16 protein-coding genes and 1 pseudogene are annotated in these 22,286 nt (G+C 41.0%); 7 read left to right on the plus strand and 10 right to left on the minus strand.

The window, feature by feature from the left end; all coding sequences use genetic code 11:
- Positions 1-7: 7 nt before the first annotated feature.
- Entirely contained in the window at positions 8-1,549 is a 1,542-nt protein-coding gene (gene hutH / locus B6D67_RS09570; protein ID WP_010922740.1) for a histidine ammonia-lyase, read from the plus strand.
- 185 nt (positions 1,550-1,734) lie between these two features.
- A complete protein-coding gene (locus B6D67_RS09575; RefSeq protein WP_010922741.1) occupies positions 1,735-2,721 on the plus strand; it encodes a formimidoylglutamase in 987 nt (328 codons plus the stop codon).
- 30 nt (positions 2,722-2,751) lie between these two features.
- Here B6D67_RS09575 and B6D67_RS09580 read toward each other — a convergent pair whose 3' ends face one another.
- Entirely contained in the window at positions 2,752-5,826 is a 3,075-nt protein-coding gene (locus tag B6D67_RS09580) for an AAA family ATPase (RefSeq protein ID WP_010922742.1), read from the minus strand.
- Positions 5,827-6,129: 303 nt separating this feature from the next.
- Here B6D67_RS09580 and rpsB point away from each other — a divergent pair, with 303 nt between their 5' ends.
- A complete protein-coding gene (gene rpsB, locus B6D67_RS09585; RefSeq protein ID WP_002982262.1) occupies positions 6,130-6,897 on the plus strand; it encodes a 30S ribosomal protein S2 in 768 nt (255 codons plus the stop codon).
- A 133-nt stretch (positions 6,898-7,030) separates the two neighbouring features.
- Positions 7,031-8,071: a translation elongation factor Ts gene (gene tsf, locus B6D67_RS09590; RefSeq protein ID WP_010922743.1), complete on the plus strand. Its 1,041-nt coding sequence runs from the start codon at positions 7,031-7,033 to the stop codon at positions 8,069-8,071.
- 165 nt (positions 8,072-8,236) lie between these two features.
- On the opposite strand, the gene pepO is transcribed toward tsf, so the two are convergent.
- From pepO to treP, 3 genes are all read right to left on the minus strand, one after another.
- Positions 8,237-10,132, minus strand: coding sequence for an endopeptidase PepO (gene pepO, locus B6D67_RS09595; protein WP_011285757.1), 1,896 nt, complete (start codon positions 10,130-10,132; stop codon positions 8,237-8,239).
- A gap of 207 nt (positions 10,133-10,339) precedes the next feature.
- On the minus strand, positions 10,340-11,968 hold the full coding sequence (gene treC, locus B6D67_RS09600) for an alpha,alpha-phosphotrehalase (protein WP_010922745.1): 1,629 nt from the start codon (positions 11,966-11,968) through the stop codon (positions 10,340-10,342).
- A 66-nt stretch (positions 11,969-12,034) separates the two neighbouring features.
- Positions 12,035-14,059, minus strand: a complete 2,025-nt coding sequence (treP, locus tag B6D67_RS09605) for a PTS system trehalose-specific EIIBC component (RefSeq protein ID WP_010922746.1) — start codon at positions 14,057-14,059, stop codon at positions 12,035-12,037.
- A 210-nt stretch (positions 14,060-14,269) separates the two neighbouring features.
- Here treP and treR point away from each other — a divergent pair, with 210 nt between their 5' ends.
- On the plus strand, positions 14,270-14,983 hold the full coding sequence (gene treR, locus B6D67_RS09610) for a trehalose operon repressor (protein ID WP_029714110.1): 714 nt from the start codon (positions 14,270-14,272) through the stop codon (positions 14,981-14,983).
- A 278-nt stretch (positions 14,984-15,261) separates the two neighbouring features.
- Here the strand turns inward: treR and B6D67_RS09620 are convergent.
- Positions 15,262-15,600, minus strand: a pseudogene (locus B6D67_RS09620) (winged helix-turn-helix transcriptional regulator).
- Between the two features lie 186 nt (positions 15,601-15,786).
- Here B6D67_RS09620 and B6D67_RS09625 point away from each other — a divergent pair.
- Together B6D67_RS09625 and yaaA are read left to right on the plus strand one after the other, a co-directional pair.
- Positions 15,787-16,644 carry a VOC family protein gene (locus B6D67_RS09625; protein WP_010922747.1) on the plus strand — a complete coding sequence of 286 codons (858 nt, stop codon included), beginning with the start codon at positions 15,787-15,789 and terminating at the stop codon, positions 16,642-16,644.
- A gap of 41 nt (positions 16,645-16,685) precedes the next feature.
- Complete coding sequence (yaaA, locus tag B6D67_RS09630) at positions 16,686-17,417, plus strand: peroxide stress protein YaaA (RefSeq protein WP_010922748.1); 732 nt, start codon at positions 16,686-16,688, stop codon at positions 17,415-17,417.
- 173 nt (positions 17,418-17,590) lie between these two features.
- On the opposite strand, the gene nrdG is transcribed toward yaaA, so the two are convergent.
- From nrdG to nrdD, 5 genes are all read right to left on the minus strand, one after another.
- Positions 17,591-18,205 (minus strand): anaerobic ribonucleoside-triphosphate reductase activating protein, encoded by a 615-nt coding sequence (gene nrdG / locus B6D67_RS09635; protein WP_002982219.1) that lies wholly within the window; start codon positions 18,203-18,205, stop codon positions 17,591-17,593.
- Positions 18,205-18,714, minus strand: coding sequence for a GNAT family N-acetyltransferase (locus B6D67_RS09640; RefSeq protein ID WP_011018311.1), 510 nt, complete (start codon positions 18,712-18,714; stop codon positions 18,205-18,207). Before B6D67_RS09640 ends, nrdG begins: the two co-directional genes overlap by 1 nt.
- Before the next feature lie 8 nt (positions 18,715-18,722).
- Positions 18,723-19,658 (minus strand): Gfo/Idh/MocA family protein, encoded by a 936-nt coding sequence (locus B6D67_RS09645; protein WP_010922750.1) that lies wholly within the window; start codon positions 19,656-19,658, stop codon positions 18,723-18,725.
- 28 nt (positions 19,659-19,686) lie between these two features.
- On the minus strand, positions 19,687-19,833 hold the full coding sequence (locus tag B6D67_RS10295) for a hypothetical protein (RefSeq protein WP_002982210.1): 147 nt from the start codon (positions 19,831-19,833) through the stop codon (positions 19,687-19,689).
- 181 nt (positions 19,834-20,014) lie between these two features.
- Positions 20,015-22,213 carry an anaerobic ribonucleoside-triphosphate reductase gene (gene nrdD, locus B6D67_RS09650; protein WP_002992831.1) on the minus strand — a complete coding sequence of 733 codons (2,199 nt, stop codon included), beginning with the start codon at positions 22,211-22,213 and terminating at the stop codon, positions 20,015-20,017.
- Positions 22,214-22,286: the final 73 nt, after the last annotated feature.

Raw genomic sequence — 22,286 nt, forward strand, 5'->3', positions numbered from 1 at the left:
AAAAACTATGACAAGAGTGATTAATTTAGATGGCGAAAGCCTTACTATCGAAGACGTGATTGCGATTGCTCGCCAAGGCGTAGCCTGTCACATTGATGATAGTGCTATTGAAGCTGTGAATGCCTCTCGTAAAATTGTTGATGACATTGTCAGTGAAAAACGGGTGGTTTACGGGGTGACCACCGGTTTTGGATCCCTTTGTAACGTGAGCATCTCACCAGAAGATACAGTTCAACTCCAAGAAAATTTGATTCGTACCCATGCTAGTGGATTTGGTGACCCATTGCCAGAAGATGCCGTGAGAGCTATCATGCTGATCCGTATCAATTCACTAGTCAAAGGGTATTCTGGTATTCGTCTATCCACCATTGAAAAACTGTTGGAACTGCTCAATAAAGGGGTTCATCCTTACATTCCTGAAAAAGGGTCTCTAGGGGCTTCAGGAGATTTGGCGCCGCTTGCTCACATGGTGCTTCCTATGCTTGGTCTAGGGAAAGCTTACTACAAAGGAGAGCTTCTTTCTGGTCAAGAAGCTCTTGATAAAGCTGGTATTGACAAGATTTCTTTAGCCGCTAAAGAAGGACTCGCCCTTATCAACGGAACAACTGTTCTCACTGCAGTCGGTGCCCTTGCAACCTATGACGCCATTCAATTATTGAAACTGTCAGACCTAGCTGGTGCCCTATCCCTTGAAGTGCATAACGGGATTACTAGTCCATTTGAAGAAAACCTTCATACCATTCGCCCACAAAGCGGCCAGTTGGCAACAGCCCGCAATATCCGAAACCTCCTTGAAGGCAGCCAAAACACAACCGTAGCTACTCAATCTCGTGTGCAAGACCCTTACACCTTGCGCTGCATGCCTCAAATTCATGGGGCTAGCAAAGACAGTATCGCCTATGTCAAATCCAAAGTTGACATTGAAATCAATTCTGTCACAGATAATCCAATTATCTGTAAAGATGGCCACGTTATTTCAGGAGGTAACTTCCACGGAGAACCAATGGCACAGCCATTTGACTTCTTAGGCATCGCCATTTCTGAAATTGGAAATGTTTCTGAACGCCGCGTGGAACGTTTGGTCAATAGCCAGCTCAGCAAATTGCCATCCTTCCTTGTCAAATACCCAGGTCTCAATTCAGGCTTTATGATTACCCAGTACGCCTGTGCCTCTCTTGCTTCTGAAAACAAGGTTTTGGCACATCCAGCCAGTGTGGATTCTATCCCATCTTGTGAGAACCAAGAAGACTTTGTCAGCATGGGCACCACCGCTGCTCGCAAGGCCTTTGAAATCCTTAAAAATTCTCGCCGCATCGTGGCTACTGAAATCATGGCAGCCTGCCAAGCCCTTGATCTCAAACCTGAAAATCATGAACTAGGTAAAGGGACTAAGGTTGCCTACGATCTCTTCCGCAAGGAAGTCAACTTTATCGAACACGATAAACACATCGAAATCTACGATGAACTAAACAAGGCATCAGCAGTCATTGAAGACCCAAGCTTCCTCGAAGCGGTTGAGCAGGCAGTTGAGTTGAGTATCCAATTTTAGTGAATAAGGTACTTCTTTAACTAGAGGGGCTGTGGCAGAGGTCATGGCCTCTTTAGACTAACTAACCGGGACCAAAAGCAGACGATTTTATTGCTCTGCTATTCCTAAAAACCAGTGACAAAGGCCAAGAAAGTGTTGACTGTAAGTTTTATTTTGCTATCATAATCCTAAAGGAGATGACGCGCATGCTAGAAGATTACTACCCATCCACCACTAGCTATTATCATGGTGGGATCGACGATGACTTATATACTGCCAAATGGGGCATGGTCATGACTTTCCTTGACCTTAACGACAGCTCACTAACCCCATTTGAAGGGACACATTTTGCCTTGATTGGCTTTAAAAGTGATAAGGGGGTTTATATCAATAATGGTCGTGTCGGAGCGGTCGAAAGTCCAGCTGCCATACGAACCCAGCTCGCCAAATTCCCTTGGCATTTAGGAAACCAAGTTATGGTTTACGATGTGGGTAACATTGACGGCCCCAATCGCTCTTTGGAACAACTGCAAAACAGTTTAAGCAAAGCCATCAAACGGATGTGTGACCTCAATCTCAAACCCATCGTCTTAGGAGGTGGCCATGAAACCGCCTACGGCCACTACTTAGGCCTACGCCAAAGCCTATCCCCAAGTGATGACCTAGCTGTCATCAATATGGACGCCCACTTTGATTTAAGGCCTTACGACCAAACAGGCCCTAATTCAGGGACAGGCTTTCGACAGATGTTTGACGATGCGGTTGCTGACAAACGCCTCTTTAAATACTTCGTTTTAGGCATTCAAGAACATAATAACAACCTTTTCCTATTTGACTTTGTGGCAAAATCCAAGGGCATTCAATTTTTAACAGGTCAAGACATCTACCAAATGGGCCATCAAAAGGTCTGCCGAGCCATTGACCGTTTCTTAGAAGGGCAAGAAAGGGTCTACCTGACCATTGACATGGATTGTTTCTCAGTTGGTGCTGCGCCTGGGGTTAGTGCTATCCAGTCCCTCGGTGTTGACCCAAATCTTGCCGTCTTAGTTTTGCAACACATTGCAGCTAGCGGAAAATTAGTTGGCTTTGATGTGGTTGAGGTTTCACCACCACACGATATTGATAACCACACCGCCAATTTAGCAGCCACCTTTATCTTTTACCTCGTACAGATTATGGCACAACATAGCTAAAACCCTCTGATTCACTTCAGAGGGTTTTCCTTAGCTTTTAGCAGATAATTGTTGACGCAAATCGTTCAACTCACTCACCAAATGACAATCTCGGTAAGGGTTGAGGTTAGTACTAGCAATCTCATAATAATACTCAAAGGATTCTGACAACAGGTGGTCTGCCATTTCTTTTTCCTGCTGACTTAGGGTAGCTCCTTGAAATATCAATTGGTACTTGACCACAGCCATCAAATAGAAAACCAAGCCCTTATCACGCGGATTGCGATACCTAGACATCAAGGTTTCTCTGTAATCAAGTAGGGTCAAGGCTGGCTGATAATTGCCCTTTTTCCATTGAATCATAGCCAGGTAAATTTCAAGTTGCGTTTCTTTCCAAGGATAACTATGATTGACCAAAGCTTCCTTAGCCAAACTCAAGATTTGCTCAGCTTGTTCAAAATCAGCTAAATAAAAGTAGGAAATCCCTAATCCAATATAAAAAATACTCGCCGATAACTCAGCTGGCTTGTTTTCGGTCAAGGCAATGGCTTGTTTTTGATAAGCAACGGCCTTTTCAAACTGATAGCGAATCTGGGCAATCTCCCCCAAATAATCTAAGGCAGCAGCAATCTGAATCGCATAGTTAGCTTGCAAGCCTGGCGTCACCTTGAAGAAGTCAATCGACTGTTGAAGCAGACGCTCTGCCTCATTTAACTCCCCAATAATCAAATGATAGAGACCGTTTAACCGCAAACTAATCGCAATGGCCTCAAAATGATTAGCAGCAACCGCTGCCTCCAATGAAAGACTAGTGTAATAACGCATTTCTGGCTTGTTTTCCACTTGGATACAGTAATGAATTAACTGGCGATAGCCTTCTAGCAAGAAGGAGGGCTGTTTTAGCTCGGTTGCCAAAGCGATGACCTTTTGAATGTGTTTAATCCCTTCTTGATACCTCCCTGTTCGAATATCATAACGGCCTTCAAGGTAAGAAAAACGAATAAGCAACTGCTGGAAATCACGGTTATTATCATAGGTCAGTTCCAAATCCGCAATGCTTTGACGAATCTTATCAAACTGCTCTTCCATTAAGCGTTGATGGTCACGATCTGACTTTTCCAAGGAGCCAATACTCTTTGAATAAATGGGAAACAGCTCATGCTGAAATGGCAAGGTAGCATCTAGATAGTTAAGGTTGTATTCCAAAGCCTTAATCACCTGCCGTGATTCCTGATAATGGTAAGCAATGTCATCTAATAAGTGAGGGCTTGGTGTCAAAATAGGCAGTAAATCTTCTAACCGTTTGGCAATTTGTCCGTGCAATAAACGCCTTTTTGACAAAGATAAACGGTCATAACTATAGAGTTGAATAATCCGCTGACGAAATGAAATCAACACTTCCTCTCCTACGCTTTCTTCTACCAAAATATAGTAGTGCCCCAGATTATCCACCATCTCGATCACTTCTTCTAAAGGCAGTAACATCAATTGAGCGAGGGTATTTAGAGGGATAGGCCTCCGACAACAAGACAAATAGTTTAACAATGCGTCATCACGACTACTTAGATTAGCTAGTTTAAGACCCAACTTAGCCTTAATGGCAGGCGTTAAAGGCACAAATTTTTCGTGACGCAGTAGGGCCTGAGTGTATTCTGACAAAAAGAAAGGGTTGCCTTGGCTGGCTTGATAGAGGTGCTCCATTTCTTCTGCCGTCACTGGCTGACTACCCAGTTGACTGTTAATATAAACCAAACTTTCTTGCCGATTAAAAGGCTCCAAACAAATGCTTTCTAAACGCCCTTGACTCATCAAAGCATTCAAACAAAGACCGAGCTCAGGAGTCGTTCCTAGATGCTTGGTCAAGACAAAAGCAATCGGATAGTGGACCAATTGATTCATGACCCGTTGCAACAAGGTCAAACTATCCTCATCCATCCAGTGACAATCCTCAATAAGGATTACCAGCGCCTTGATTTCTGCCAAATGTTGTAAAATATCAACAATAAAGGAAACCAACAAGCTGGTGTGGTCCTTGATAAAGGGTTGGTTGTTATCTTCTTGAAAAATGGTTGCCACAGGAAAACAGCGTTTAAGAGCAGCCTTCCAAGCTTTGGTGGTCAATAAGCGGTTTTGAATCACCAAATCTCCCAGGCCATCTAAGATATTACGCCAAGGCAATAAGGAATCCATAGCCTCTTCACGAAAACATTTAGCTGTGACAATTTGAAACGTTTGGGTTTGATTGGCTAAGACCTGTCTGGCTAGGGTTCGTTTCCCAATCCCTGTATCACCAATTAAGAGCAGAGCTCCTACCTCTTGGCAGGCCAAACAGTTGGCAAAATAGTTTTCCAGCTGCTTAATCTCATCAATCCGCCCCAAAAAATGATTACTGTTGCGCAAAAAATGCTTGATTTTGCGTTCATTACGATCTTTAGCGACCACTTCCTGATAAATCTGTTGGCTTTGCAAACTTGGCTGAATCCCTAGCTCCTTATCCAACACATTAGCCAACTGATAATAAGTTTCGATGACCTTACCAGGACAATTCCCCTGCTGATAAAGCCTCATCAAGAGCTGATAATTTTTCTCTTCAAATTCATCACGTTCAATAAGCTGTTTTAAATGTTCCTCGACATCTTCAATGGCATCTAAAGAGAGCTTTTCTTCAATTTTTTGGTAACACGCTTTTAGGTATACCTGTTCATACTGCATACGCATTTTTGAAACCCAAAGATCAAATTCCTCACCACTTTTAAGGTAAAAGCCCTGCAAAAACTCCCCTTGGTAGAGTTCTAAGTGAGCTAGCGGATCAGCCAGAAAAAGGTTAATATCTGTTTTGATATCAAGTGTTTTATTCAAAACCAGCAGGTTGCGATTGGGACAAATAATCACATCAGCTTGCAAGACTTTATTGACCTGGTAGATAGCGTTTCGTAAATTCTTTTTCGCTGTTTGCGTGTTCTTATTTTCCCAAAGTAGACTCGCCGCCACCTCGCGGCTAACAGATCCATTAACCACTAAGTAATAAAGGAGAGCATTTGCTTTGGCAAAGGCAAAAAATTGTTCTTTGTCATCAAGAAAAATGTGGGGACTGCCAAGCAATTGAAATCGAATACCCTTCGTCATGAAAACGCCTCCAAAAATTAGTCAAATTCACTATATCTTAAATAAAACGATTTGGCAAGTGTCACCCAAAATGAGCAAAAGCTTGTCTTAACACTTACCAATAAACAAAGAAGCTAGTCATCTCAAAAATAAGGGAATCCATAGCATTTCTCCTTGCTTTTAACCTCTTTTTTTGATACTATAGTAAGGTCGTGTAGACGGCAAATACTCATTCTAGACCAATTGTGGGCTTGTTGCCGATAGGTTAGCCTGCAAGTCGAAGTCTGGAAGAGGAAAAAACATTTTATAAAGGAGAAACTACTCATGGCAGTAATTTCAATGAAACAACTTCTTGAGGCTGGTGTTCACTTTGGTCACCAAACTCGTCGCTGGAACCCTAAGATGGCTAAATACATCTTCACAGAGCGTAACGGTATCCACGTTATCGATCTTCAACAAACTGTAAAATTAGCTGACCAAGCTTACGAATTTGTTCGTGATGCTGCAGCAAACGATGCTGTCATCTTGTTCGTTGGTACTAAAAAACAAGCTGCTGAAGCAGTTGCTGACGAAGCAACGCGTGCAGGCCAATACTTCATCAACCACCGTTGGTTGGGTGGAACGCTTACCAACTGGGGAACTATCCAAAAACGTATCGCTCGTTTGAAAGAAATCAAACGTATGGAAGAAGAAGGAACCTTTGACGTTCTTCCTAAGAAAGAAGTTGCACTTCTTAACAAACAACGCGCTCGTCTTGAAAAATTCTTGGGCGGTATCGAAGATATGCCTCGTATCCCAGACGTAATGTACGTTGTTGACCCACATAAAGAACAAATCGCTGTTAAAGAAGCTAAAAAACTTGGTATCCCAGTCGTAGCGATGGTTGATACAAACGCTGATCCAGATGATATCGATATCATCATTCCAGCTAACGATGACGCTATCCGCGCCGTTAAATTAATCACTGCTAAATTAGCTGACGCTATTATCGAAGGCCGTCAAGGTGAAGATGCAGACGTTGCTTTTGAAGCTGACACTCAAGCAGATTCAATCGAAGAAATCGTTGAAGTTGTCGAAGGCGACAACGCTTAATTAGCACAGAGTTCCTAACTCTTATAGCAAACTTTGTTTGTCTTTAACAATCGAAAACCAAACGGGGCAGAAAGCAAACCGCTCTGTCTCGTTTTTTGAAACCAAAACAAATATCATTTGGAGGATACTACACATGGCAGAAATTACAGCTAAGCTTGTAAAAGAATTACGTGAAAAATCTGGTGCTGGCGTTATGGACGCTAAAAAAGCACTTGTTGAAACAGATGGTGACATGGACAAAGCCGTTGAACTTCTTCGTGAAAAAGGAATGGCTAAAGCAGCTAAAAAAGCTGACCGTGTTGCCGCTGAAGGTTTAACAGGCGTTTACGTTCATGGTAACGTTGCTGCTGTTGTTGAAGTTAACGCTGAAACAGACTTTGTTGCTAAAAATGCTCAATTCGTTGAATTGGTAAACGCAACTGCTAAAGTTATCGCTGAAGGCAAACCAGCTAACAACGATGAAGCACTTGCACTTGTTATGCCTTCAGGTGAAACTCTTGCTGAAGCTTACGTTAATGCAACTGCTACCATCGGAGAAAAAATCTCATTCCGTCGTTTTGCTTTGATTGAAAAAGCAGATGAGCAACACTTCGGTGCTTACCAACATAATGGTGGCCGTATCGGGGTTATCTCAGTTGTCGAAGGCGGCGACGATGCTCTTGCTAAACAAGTATCAATGCATATCGCTGCAATGAAACCAACTGTTCTTTCATACACTGAGCTTGATGCACAATTCATCAAAGATGAACTTGCTCAATTGAACCACGCTATCGAACTTGACAACGAATCTCGTGCAATGGTTGATAAACCAGCTCTTCCATTCTTGAAATACGGTTCAAAAGCTCAATTATCAGACGATGTGATTACTGCTGCTGAAGCAGACATCAAAGCTGAACTTGCTGCTGAAGGCAAACCAGAAAAGATCTGGGACAAAATCATCCCAGGTAAAATGGACCGCTTCATGCTTGACAACACTAAAGTTGACCAAGCTTACACTCTTCTTGCACAAGTTTACATCATGGACGACAGCAAAACTGTTGAAGCTTACCTTGACTCAGTAAACGCTAAAGCGATTGCTTTTGCACGTTTTGAAGTTGGTGAAGGTATCGAGAAAAAAGCTAACGACTTTGAATCAGAAGTTGCAGCTACTATGGCTGCTGCCCTTAACAACTAATCACTTATTTCTGATAAGTCTAAAAAAGGCAACCTTCTTTCCTGAGGGTTGTCTTTTTGTTGTGTCAAAACGGACACCAATAAGGAAGCAAAAAACTGATCCTGTGTTTCACAGAATCAGTCATTTTTATAATCACAGGCATTTGAAGGTTTATCAACTACCTAATTACCAAATAATCACACGGTCTTTCGGAGCTCTCCACATAGCATCGCCTTCTTTAATATCAAAGGTCTCATGGAAAGCATCAAAGTTGGTTAAGGTGACATTTGTTCGCAGTTCACCCGGAGCATGAACATCAATGCTAGCTAGCATTTGCATGTATTCCTCACGGGCCTTCATACGCCAAATCGTCGCAAAGTTAATAAAGAAGTCACGGGCTGAGAAGTCTTCTTCTGATTGTGCCGCTTCTAAAGCACAAGCTACCCCACCTAGATCAGCGACGTTTTCTGAAACTGTCAATTTACCATTGACCTTAGCACCATGTGACTCTAAGCCGTCAAACTGCGCCACAATCTTATCTGTGCGCTCTTTAAAGGCAGCATAGTCTTCTTGTGTCCACCAATCATTTAGGCTACCATGTTCATCAAAGGAAGCACCATTGGTGTCAAAGGCATGTGAAATCTCATGCGCAATGACTGCACCAATTCCTCCATAATTGGCTGAAGAACTCTGATCTAAAGAATAAAATGGCTCTTGTAAGATTGCCGCAGGAAAGACAATCTGATTTTGCTGAGGATCATAATAAGCATTGACTAAGTGGGCTGGCATATGCCATTCACTACGGTCAACTGGCTTGTTCCATTTACTCCAAGTGTGAGCAATCGTGATTTTAGCCAAGTTCTGTGCATTTTCAACCAATGACAAGCTCTCATCAATCACTTTTTTAGCATAGGTTTCTGGTAATTTTTCTGGGTAACCAATATGTGGCGTGATAACATTTAATTTAGTAATGGCTTTTTCACGTGTGGCTGGTGCTAACCAATCAGCCGTTTCTAGACGAGACTTATAAACCTCAATCATGCGTGCTACCTTACTTTCCACATCAGCCTTAGCTTCTGGGGAGAATTTTTGACCAGCATACCACAAGCCAAGCGCTTGGCTAAACGGTCCTTGCGCCAAATAAAAGGCTGCTTTTTGTTTGTCCATAGCTTGAGGTGTTCCTGAAAGAGCGCGCGAATAAGCGCCTGATTCCACACGAATATCATCCGTCAAGTAAGCATTGTAAGCATTAGCCGCGTCCACAATCAAATTAGCCTTGAGTAAATCCCAATTGGCTTCAGAGTAATAAGTGGCTGCAAATTCTGTCCAAAAACGTTCCTCAGGAACAATAACCTTGTCAGGTACTTGGCCTAAAATCTTTTCAAAAATGCTATCCAAAGGAAGCTCTGGAGCTAGTTTTTTAAAATCAGCCCACACATAAGGATGGTATAATTTGGCATATTCTGAGCCTTCCTCACGAGACAAGACATACTTGGCCAATTGCTTATCTAGCTCAATTACCTTATCCAAAAGATCCTTGATTTCTTCTGTTGAAAAACCAAATTGAGGTAAAAGCTTTTCTTGCGACTGACGCCAAATACCACGCAATTCCTCAGCTTTTTCGTTGCCTTCTTCGTAGTATGTTGTATCTGGCAAAAGAATGCTTGGTGCTTCTGCCCAAAGCACATTCAGCTGAGCATTCATAAAGTCTGGTGCCACACTAAAGGGAAATTCATTTGGTAAACCTGCCAATTCATATTTCGCTATATTAGCAACAAATTCTGAAAAAGATTTTAAGGACTGATATTCTTCAATTAAAGGGAGAATTGGACTTACTCCAACTTCATCACGTTTAGCGTAGTCAGCCACCAAACGATGGAATTTCACAAAATTTTTTAAAATAGCATCATCAGGGATATTTTCTCCAGCTAGCCAAGCATCTGTAGTGTCTAGCATTAATGCCTCAATTTCATCTGCTAAGTCTGAAAATCCACCTGTTCGAGGCTTGTCGTCTGGAATAACTGCTGTTTCAGCCCACTTTCCATTCACAGCCTGGTAAAAATCATCTTGATAAGTTGTCATTCGTATCTCCTTATATCATTTTAAATTTGTAGAATCTTTATCTTAAACTCTACTTATAATCTTTTCCATTGTACCAAAATTTAGCTAAAATAACTTATCTCAATTGTTTTTATTTAGAAAAAATAAGAGTTTAAAAATAAATATATGAGAAAACTTCTTTTTTCGTGACAATCAGCAAAAGCCTGAGGCCTAACCTCAGGCTTTTAGTTAGTTATCAGCTAAGATAGCAAGTGTCTGATAAGGTTTCAGTATCACTTTTTCACAAATAGAAACTTTCTCATAGTTGCTGATTAAGACCTGTCCATGTTGATAACGTGGAGGTAATTCCAGTTCGACCTCATCAGCATAGAAATGATTGAGAACAAGCAAACACTGGTCACCTAAATGGCGTTCAAAGGCATAGACAGCCTGACTATCTTTAAAAGCAGCCCGATAGTCCCCTTCAGCAATAATAGGGAGTTCCTTCCGCAAAGCAATCAAGCGTTGGTAGAAAGGAAAAATACGTCCCTCTTTTTCTGTTTCGACATTGATGTCTCGATAAGATTTGCCAACCTCTAACCAAGGCTTACCAGTCGTAAAGCCAGCATGTTCACTAGCATCCCATTGCATTGGTGTTCTGGCATTGTCCCTTGACTTGGCCTTGATAATGGCAAAGGCTTCTTCTGCACTTTTACCTGAGACTAATAAGCTTGAGTAAGCATTGAGACTTTCCACATCCACATAATCATCCATACTATCAAAGTCTGGATCAAGCATGCCAATCTCCTCACCCATATAAATGTAAGGCGTTCCTCGTGACAAATGGATGGAAGCTGCTAACATCGTCGCACCTTCGTTTCGGAAATGTGTTACATCAACAAAACGATTCAGGGCACGTGGTTGATCATGGTTATTGTAGAACAAGGCATTCCACCCATTGCCCTGACTCATGCCTTCACCCCAAGCATGGAATAAGTCTCGCAGCGCTGCAAAATCAAAAGCCATAATAGTCCATTTCTGACCGTTCTCATAATCAACTTTTAGATGGTGGAAATTAAAAGCCATGGATAGCTCCTCACGTTCGGGAGCCGTGTATAAAAGACAGTTGTCAATAGTCGTTGCAGACATTTCCCCTACTGTCATAAACGAATCATCCTGACCAAAACTGGCTTGATTGAGATCATGAAGATAAGTGTGAGTAATAGGACGATCCGTATAAGCTGGCTTACCATCATTGACCGGACAATCCACCAGCTCTTCATCTTTCCCAATCAGGTTAATCACATCAAAACGGAACCCCTTCACTCCTTTATCTCGCCAAAAATTAACCACTTTAGCCAATTCCTCACGAACATGTGGGTTCCGCCAATTCAAGTCAGCCTGTGTCACATCAAACAAGTGTAAGTAGTATTTGCCTGTATCTCCAAAAGGCGCCCAAGCATTCCCACCAAATTTGGAAACCCAATCAGTCGGCTGATCTCTCAAGATAAAGAAATCCTGATAATAAGGGTCTCCTGCTAAAGCTTTTTGGAACCACTCGTGGTCTGTGGAACAGTGATTCAAAACCATGTCCAACATTAACTCAATCTGATGCTCCTTAGCAGCTTTTACCAAATTTTCAAAATCAGCCATTGTTCCAAAATCAGGGTTGACCGCCGTATAATCTGAAACATCATAGCCATTGTCTCGTTGTGGACTAGGGTAGAAAGGGTTCAACCAAATCATATCTATTCCTAGTTCTTGTAAGTAAGGCAATTTATCAATGATCCCTAGCAAGTCTCCCACACCATTTCCAGTCGTGTCCTTATAGGATTTTGGGTAAATTTGATAGACGACTTTCTTTTTATCAATTGTCATGAGTTTTCCTCCCTAAAATAGTTTCAGGAACTGATCTCAGTTCCTGAACGTTTTCTCTTAGTAAACCTACTTTTTCACCGCTACTGCTAACTTATCATTAACCTTAATCTGACGCGGTAAACTACCTTCAACAGTTACCGTAAAAACATCTTGATTAGTCACCACAAGAGGCGTTTCAGTGGCGTATCCAGCTTCAGAAATTGCTGCTATATCAAATTGAATCAATGTTTGTCCAGCCTTAACCTGATCACCTTGCTTCACCAAAGCTTCAAATCCTTGACCATCTAAGTTAACCGTATCCATGCCAATATGCATCAATAATTCCAAACCTTCAGTCGTCACCAAACAAATAGCGTGTTTAGTTGGGAACAAGACCGATACTTCAGCATCACAAGGCGCTACTAACACCCCTTCTGTCGGTTGAAGAAGAGCACCTTGGCCCATAACTCCCTGTGCAAAGACAGGATCAACAGCTTCAGACAACGCTTTAACTTCACCCGTTAAAGGGCTTGTTAAAGTGATAACTGTTCCTTGCATAGTCTTATGTGGAGCAGTTGCTACAGGAGCATCCGAAACGGGTGTCTCAGGTAGTTTAGCTTCATCTTCTGTCTTAGTCATGATATGTGATTTACGGAAAAAGAAGGTTAAAAACATCGGCACCACAATGGCTACTGCCATACAGATGAAGAATGGAATCATGTACTTCACATTGATAGCCATGAAACCTGGTAAACCACCAACACCAATAGAATTTGCCTGAACATTAAAGGTTGTTGATAAGAGACCCGCAATACCTGAGCCAATCATTCCGGCTACAAAGGGATAAACGTATTTAACATTAACCCCAAATAAGGCAGGCTCAGTTACCCCAAGGTAAGCAGAAATTGCTGCAGGAAGCGATATTTCAGCCTCACGTTCTTCATGACGATTCATTAAATAGTAAGCAAAAACGGCTGACCCTTGAGCGATATTTGAAAGAGCAATCATTGGCCACAAACCAGTTGTACGAGTTGCAGTATCAGCAATTAATTGGGTATCAATGGCATTTGTCATGTGATGTAAACCAGTAATAACTAGCGGAGCATACAAGGCACCAAAGATAGCACCGAATAGCCATTTAACAGGACCAGTCAATCCAGCTAACACAACAAAGGAAATCCCTTTACCAATAGTCCAACCGATTGGCCCCAATACCGTATGCGCTAAAATCAAAGCTGGAATCAAAGAAAGGAATGGCACAAAAATCATTGAAACCACTTCTGGAATCCGTTTACGCCAGAAAATTTCAAGATAAGCAAGGGACAGACCAGCTAAAAGGGCTGGAATAACCTGTGCCTGATACCCAATACGATTAATGGTAAAGAAACCAAAATCCCAAACCCAGTTTTTGGCAATCTCAGCAGCAGGCGTTCCTGCCACCGCATAGGCATTCAATAATTGTGGTGACACCAAACAGATACCAAGGACAATCCCTAAAATTTGAGTGGTTCCCATCTTACGCGTCACAGACCAAGTAATCCCAACTGGTAAGAAGTGGAAAATAGCTTCCCCTGGTAACCACAAGAAATGGTTAACCCCTGACCAGAAAGGAGATACCCTCACAATCGTATTCCAAACAGGATCCCCAGCTGCATCAAAAACTAATTTCCCTTTTTCGACCTGCTGCCCAAGAAATTCAAAAGGCACACTCTCCAAAATATTACGGAAACCTAAAATAAGCCCCCCAACAATAATCGCCGGAATAATAGGTGTGAAAATCTCAGCCAACATGGTCATCACCCGTTGTAAGGCATTTTGATTACTTTTAGCTGCTGATTTGGCAGCTTCTTTAGACACCCCTTCAATACTAGAAACAGCTGTAAAGTCATTATAAAAAACTGGAACATCATTACCAATGATTACCTGAAACTGCCCAGCATTGGTAAATGTCCCTTTAACTACAGAGATTTTTTCAATCTCTTTGACATTTGCCTTATTATTATCATTCAAAACAAAACGCATACGCGTTGCACAGTGTGTGACAACCTTGATGTTTTCTTTACCACCAATAGCAGTTAGAAGACTCTTAGCATCCTGTTCAAATTTTCCCATGTGACATCCCCTAGTCCTTTGTTCTAGTTGCTTTTAACAAGCAACGTCAAAATGAAATATTCAAATTCTTAGATAGAATCTAACTGACACCTTTATTGTAATCGATTGCAAATTTGTCTACAAGTTGTTTGTGCCAAAAAAGCCATTATTTTGGTAAAATAAAAGGTGTTGTCTGTAAAAAAATAGACAAATGGAAAGGTAATTTACCCTATGACAAAGTATGAACGTATTTATAAAGACCTCGAAACAAAAATAAACAAAGACTTTTACAAAGAAGGGGATTTTTTACCTACTGAAATAGAATTGAGTCAACAATACCAAGCTAGCCGAGATACCGTCCGCAAGGCTCTCTCACTTCTCACAAAGGCAGGTCTTGTCCTCAAAAAACAAGGACGTGGCACCCAAGTGATTAGACATCATCAGATCATGTTCCCTATCTCAGAACTAACTAGTTATCAGGAACTCGTCTCTTACTCAAATCTAGATTCTAAGACCAACGTCATTGCCATTGATAAACTGATTGTGGATGAGACACTTTCAAAATTGACCGGTTTTAGCAAAAACAGCTTGGTCTGGCGTGTTACACGCCAACGCGTTGTTGAGGGTGTGGCTTCCGTCTTAGACATTGATTACCTTAGTAAAACTTTGGTGCCAATAATGACAAGGGAAATCGCAGAGCATTCTATTTATCAATATTTGGAAAAGGAACTCCATCTCGCCATTGACTTTGCCCTCAAAGAGGTTACCATTGACCAAATAACCGATCGTGATAAAATTTTACTTGACCTTGGATCAGACCAACATGTTGTTTCCGTCAAATCCAAAGTCTACCTTTCCAATAATAACCAATTCCAATTCACCGAGAGTCGCCATAAACTGGAAAAATTTAAATTTTTAGATTTTGCTCGGCGCAGACCAAAATAAAGACAGAAAAAAGCCTTGCAAAATGCAAGGCTTGCTTTTCTTTTTCTTGACTCTGAGTTTCCCCATTATCAACTGTGTTATTGTAAGTGTGCACTTACTTGACCTGAGCTTCTGTTTTCTCAAACAGACTTGATATTATATTATCATATTCGTGAGATGAGCGCAAGTCTTTTTGTAGAAAAAAAGTAATTTTATCAAACTGTAAAGAATGTGATAATATCATTTTTTAAAAACTCTCAGCTTCTCTAAGTCTCAGTCTGCTCGGACAACTCTTTCCTCTAGCCTTCTTCAAATAAATCGGCATGTTTTTCTTGGTAAGTTTGGCCCCAATCCGACATCGCTTCAATAACAGGAGCTAAGCTCAACCCAGTTTCTGTTAAGGAATACTCCACCCGAGGTGGCACTTCTGCATACACTTCCCGATGAACCAATCCGTCTGCTTCCATAGCCCTTAATTGGGCAGTAAGTACCTTTTGACTGACCGAACCTATTGAGGACTTCAACTGCCCAAAACGCAAGGTCCCCTTTAGCAAGTCTCTTAATATTAATAATTTCTATTTATTCCCGATTACCGATAAGGTTGTTTCTACGGGACAAGCCGGTCTTTTTTTCAGCATAGGCAGCAGCTCCTCTTAGTATCTTTTTGTAACTTATAACCCATTATAGACTATTAGAGAGAACAGAAACAAGATAGGGCTGACAAATGAGTTACTTTTTAGTGCCTATACCACTTATTTGTGCCTACTTTTCTTTTTGAAACTGATTGATTATGATAGATTTAATTAGTTTTTGGAGGTAATAGGATGATATACCCTTACAACTCAACCATCTCTTTAGGAACGGTTTCTCTAAATGTTACCGATCTAGCAAAGATGACAACCTTTTACACAAGTATTATCGGTTTACAGGTTCTCTCACAAGACACGACATCTCGTCAATTGACTACAGACGGTAAAACCGTTATCTTAGAGTTACGACAAACACCTTTACCAGGCGATAAAGCTTATGGTCTTTATCACACAGCCTTTTTAGTTCCTGATCGTCATAGCTTGGGACTTGTTCTCAATCATTTCTTAACCAGAAGTATCTCTTTAGAAGGAGCAGCTGATCACGGCCATAGCGAAGCTATCTACCTCAGCGATCCTGAGGGTAATGGGATTGAAATTTATCATGACAAAGCTGTTGAGCATTGGGATATCCGCGACAATGGTCAAATTATTGGTGTGACTGAGCCCACGGATACCAAAAGCATATTGGAGCAGTTGACAGATATCCCCAAGCACTTTTTACTAGCTCAAGACACACGCATTCGCCATGTCCATCTGAGTGTCAAAAATGCTCTGGCTTCTTCACTTCTCTATCAAAAGGTTTTTGATTTAGGCGATAAAATGACCATTCCAAGTGCTAGCTGGATTGCTTCAGGGAACTACTATCATCACCTTGCATTCAATCACTGGTCAGCCCCTTACCTCAAAAAACACCAAGAAGGTGCTCCAGGCTTAGCCTTCTTGACCATTCACATTGAGACGCCCCTGCTTTTTTCAGCCACTCTCAAAAAAGCAAGATTACACGGCCTAGCTATTTTACAAGAAGATTCTTCTTCTTTCACGACAGAAGACGAGGAAGGTATCCGTGTGAACGTCATCCTTGGACAAGACTAGTTTTCTTGACAGAAAGCAAGTAACTTTACTACAATAACACTATGCTAACCTTTTTAATTCCAACCGCAAAAGAAATGACGATCCCTAAGGAATCTCACCCACACCTCCTTCCACAAGACAGCCAAGCCATTTTAAAAATCATGGCAGCTATGACCACGGAGGACTTGGCCAAATCATATCGTATCAAAGAAGAGTCAGCTAAAAAAGAACAGCAACGCTGGCAAGACATGGCCTCTCAACAAAGCTTGGCTTACCCTGCCTACCAACTGTTCAATGGCCTTATGTACCGCCATATCAAGCGCGATAAGCTCACTACCCAAGAACAGGCTTACCTCACCCAGCAGGTTTACATCACCTCATCCTTTTACGGTATCATTCCCGCTAATCATCCTATCGCAGAGCACCGCCATGATTTTCACACCAGAATAAAAATTGAAGGACAAAGCCTCAAGTCTTACTGGCGGCCCTGTTATAATCAGTTTGCCAAAGAGCATCCCCAAGTGATTTCCCTTTTATCCAGTGAATTTGACGATGTCTTTTCCAAAGACTGTAAACAATTGTGGATAAGTCCCAAGTTTATGGCAGAAAAAGAGGGCCAATTCAAAACCCATTCCACCATTTCAAAAAAGGCACGAGGTGCATTTCTCACTGCCTGTATGGAAAATAATTGCCAAACTGTTGACAGCCTTAAAAGCCTTGTCTTTGCTGGTTTTTACTACCATCCAGACCTATCAACAGATCATGAATTTGTCTATATCAAAAAAGAGGCCTAGGCCTCTTTTTTAGTCTTTATTCACAATTCTACAACTTATACACAACCTGTGGATAACTATGAGGATAATGTGGGGAAAACCAGGGAATAACAATTACTTTCTCCCCAATTCACCCTTAAAGGACCTGTTTTCACATGACCTTTTCAAAAAAATCATGTGGATAAGTCAGCTTCTTAAAGCAAATCCTCCCGACTAATTTGTTCAAAGGTTTGGTCCCCATCGTTTAACTTATCCCAGATAATCACTTCTTTAGCAGCCAAAGACTTTTGAACATCGATAATTCGCTGGTTAGAAGAGCCTCTAAATTGCAACATGAGGTTCTTTTTTGTGATATCAAAACGACCATCTACCAGAATATCAATTAAGGACAGCATTTCCAGTTTGTCTGGTGTTTCAAGCATCATTTCTTCCCAAGTATAACCCGTCCAAGACCAAATATCTTTTTCTGGCAATTCACGCCGAATACGCTTAATCAGAGGAATTAAGATACCCGTATTCAAAAAGGGTTCTCCACCTAAAAGTGTCAGTCCCTGAACATAAGGCTGTGCCAAATCCGTCATTATCTGCTCTTCAAGTTCTTGCGTATAAGGCATTCCCGCCTTAAAAGACCAAGTCGCAGCATTATAACACCCCTTGCAATGGAATAAACAACCAGACACATAAAGGGAATTACGAACCCCTTCACCATCAACAAAGTTAAAAGCCTTATAGTCAATAATCCGGCCTTGACTTAACTCCTCTGCCTGCCATTCCTTTGGCTTAGGATTATTCCAACACTTTTCTGCCATCACTTATCGCCTCTTTGTTCTTCAATCCAATAACGTTCCGTTCCACCTCGACTATCTTCCAAGATACCGCCGTTAGCCACAATAACTGCTCGGCTTGCAACATTAGTCTCATCACAAGTTACCAAAATTGTCGTGATATTCTTGGAAATCGCATAGCTGACAGCTTGTTTAAGCATCTCCTTGGCATAACCTTTCCCACGCTGGCTGGGACGGACAGAGTAACCAATATGCCCACCTTTTTCAAGTAATCTCTCATTTAACCGTAAACGAAGATTTAAGAACCCGATAGCCTGACTTCTCTCATCAAATGCGACGTATTGAATAGCAGGCACTCCTTGACTGGACAAACCCATTTCCTGTCGCAAGGAATCTTCCAACCATGTTTCATAGTTAAAGTCATTGACGTTAAAATGCCATAACCCATCTGTAGCACTTTTCTGCTCTAAAAATTCGTTAATCATTGACAATACAGCGTCTTTATCTTTTAAAGTCGGTCGTCTTATTTCCATATCAATTCCTAATCCTTAGGCAACTCTACCGTTAACTCTCCATAAGAAAGCTGAGAGTCAGCAATCTGTTGACAAATCCAGTGGCTTAAAAGACTAGACTCAGGGCTGACAGGATTGACGCCTGTGCTAATAGCTTCTAAAAAGGCATCGATCATTGTTTCAAAACCTCTTTTGTGCAAGGTAGTGTCCCAAGAAGCAAAGCCAAGCACCCTTTTTTCAGTACCTTTATAAATAGATAACTCGTCTAAGTTCTCTAAATGATAAGTTTCTTCAGCCCGTTGAACTTCCATTACCTCACGGCGACTCCCTGATTGTAAATTCATAGAAGCTGTAGTCGTCATGCTTTCGGTCATCAAGGTTACCATAACTTGACTCAGTAAGCCTGCTTCCAGATGATATTGAAAATGCCCTTTTAGTAAGGTCCCTTCTGTCAAGAATAAGGCTGTATCTAAAGGATGGATAAAGAAATCAAAGAGCTTAAAAGTCATATCTCCTGGCCGGTTCAAGTCATTTTTTTCAACAGCCACTTTACGCTTAGTTGACAAACTTGACAACTTCTTGACACGAGGTGTAAAACGCCTGTTAAATCCTGCCATCAGAAAAGTCTGATTTTCTTTGGCTAAGTCATAGAGGTTCTTTGTCATCAGGTAATTGTCAGCTATAGGTTTATCCATAAAGACTGGGATCCCCTGATTTAAAAATAAACTAGCCAACTCTGCGTGGGCCGATGTGGCCGCATGAATAAAGACCCCATCTAAGTTTGTTTTTGACAACTCCTTGACATCACTGTAAAGAATAGCGTGACCAAATAACTGACCGACCTGCTGACGTACTGCTGCATTCCGCGTTGATAGATGCCAAGTAATGTCACTCAGCTGTCTCATATATGGTAAATAGGCTTTTTGTGAAATAGCACCTAGTCCCACAATCCCAATATTAAGCATACTCAACCTTCTTTCTTTACTGGATACTTTAGTTATCCTGTTTTTTTGACTTCTCTAAAAACCGAGCCTTAAGTTCTTGAACGCGGGATTTTTTATCCGTCTTTTTTTTAGAATGCTTCTCATGAAAGCGTTCTACCTGCTGCATTCCTTTATAGTCTAATTGATATTTTCCCATTATTTCTTCCTTATCTCTTTCTTCTTATAGTCCGATTGCTAACAGCTAATTAGTCATTTTGGATTAGTTATTCTTATCTCACAATTGCTAAGAAACCATTAAACAATAAAAGATTGCTTGCATGAAGCAACCTTTTAAGCATATCATATTTCCATCAAAAGGGCTCTCCCCCAGCTTGAGTTTATAGGCCTGGGTATTTTATAGTAGAACCATTCATATGTTTTACACGCGCAGAGATTTCCTTATGGCGACCGTTAACCATTGGGCGGGCCTGAGGATTCCCCAAGTAACCACATGTACGTTTGACCACATCAACTGTTTTAGGGTCATTATTGCCACAGTTTGGGCAAGTAAAACCACGTTCTGTTGGGGTAAAATCGCCTTCAAATTGGCAATTATAGCATTTATCAATAGGCGTATTGGTTCCCAAATACCCCACACGATCATAAGCATAGTCCCAAACCGCTTCCAAGGCCTTTGGATTTTGTTGCAAAACAGGATACTCACAGTAGTGGATAAAACCACCTGAAGCACCTGCTTCTGGATAATCTTTTTCAAAATCTAATTTTTCAAAAGGTGTCGGACTCTTACGCACATCATAGTGAAAAGAATTTGTATAGTATTCTTTATCCGTAATATCTGTCACAATGCCAAATTTTTCCGTATCTAAACGACAAAAGCGATCTGTCAAACTTTCTGATGGAGTCGAATAAACAGAGAAATGATAACCATATTCATCTGACCAATCCTCACAGGCCTGTTTCATTGCCTTGACAATTGACAAGGTAAAAGCTTTAGCATCTGGATTACCTTCCCATTGACCACCATAAAAAACAGACGCCACTTCATAAAGACCAATATAGCCAAGAGAGACTGTTGCACGACGATTCTTAAAGAGATCATTTACATTCCCTGTCTTCTCCAAACGCTTTCCAAAAGCACCATATTGATAAAGAATAGGAGCATTTGCTGGTTTTGCTTCTGTGACACGTTCGACACGATAAATTAAAGCATCCTTACTAATTAGCATCCTCTCATTAAACAGCTCCCAAAACTTATCCATATCGCCATTTGATTCCATGGCAATGCGAGGTAAATTGAGGGTGACAACCCCAAGATTCATACGGCCTGAGGTCACATCTTGCCCATTTTCATCTTTCCAGCCTTGAAGGAAAGAGCGGCATCCCATTGGAGATTTGAAAGATCCTGTCAAATCAATAATTTTATCATAAGATAACATATCCGGGTACATCCGCTTAGTCGCACATTCTAAAGCCAAAGTCTTAATATCATAGTTTGGTGAATCTGGTTCTAAATTCAAGCCACGTTTAACCGTGAAAATTAATTTAGGGAAAATAGCCGTGCGATGTTCACTACCAAGACCATTAATCCGAATGGTCAAAATAGCTTTTTGAATCTCACGTTCAAACCAAGACGTCCCCAAACCAAATCCTAAAGAAGTAAATGGTGTTTGACCATTAGACGTAAAGAGCGTATTAATTTCATACTCCAAAGACTGCATCGCATCATAAATATCTTTTTGAGTCTTTTCAAAAGCATAGCTTTCTCTCTTAGTCTCAACGATCCATTTCTTAGCATCAGCCATATGTTTTTTAAAGTTAAGCTCCGCATATGGGGCTAAAAACTCGTCAATGCGATCAGCTGTGCATCCGCCGTACTGACTTGATGCTACATTCGCAATAATCTGTGAGATCTGAGCTGTTGCAGTTTGAATAGACTTGGGACTTTCCACTTCAGCATTACCAATTTTAAAGCCATTGGCTAACATGCCCTTAAAGTCAATTAAACAGCAGTTCGTCATCGGTGTATAAGGACTGTAATCCAAATCATGGTAATGGATATCTCCTTTTTGATGAGCATTAGCAACATGCGAAGGTAACATTTTTAAACCAATCGATTTCCCTACGATTCCAGCAGTTAAATCTCGTTGAGTATTAAAAACATCGCTATCTTTGTTAGCATTTTCATTAACAACTGTTTGATCTTTATTAATTAATTTATCAATAGAAAAATTGATATCTGTTGCTTGTGAACGTGCAAAGTCACGCTGAGTACGATAATTAATGTATTCTTTTGCAATAGCATATTCATTAGCTGCAAGAAGCTTATGCTCTACAATATTTTGGATTTCATAAATTTTGATATTAGTTGGAAAACGCTCAATAATTTCTGCTATAATGCGATCAGAAATAGCCTCTAATTTAGCCTCAACAAGTGGCGACATCCGAGTTACTTTCATGCTTGCTTTTAATAAAGCACTATAGATTTTTGTACTATCAAAATTAACAAGGCGACCATCTCGTTTAATCACTTTAATATCAGGTTGAACAGTCACCTTGTCTTCTTCTAAACTTACCATATCAAATCTCCTTACGGAACTATTATATCACGACAACTAAAAAAATCAATATATTGTGTCAAGTTTTTTGCTC

Origin of the sequence: Streptococcus pyogenes, from assembly GCF_002055535.1 — a bacterium.
GTDB classification, from domain to species: domain Bacteria; phylum Bacillota; class Bacilli; order Lactobacillales; family Streptococcaceae; genus Streptococcus; species Streptococcus pyogenes.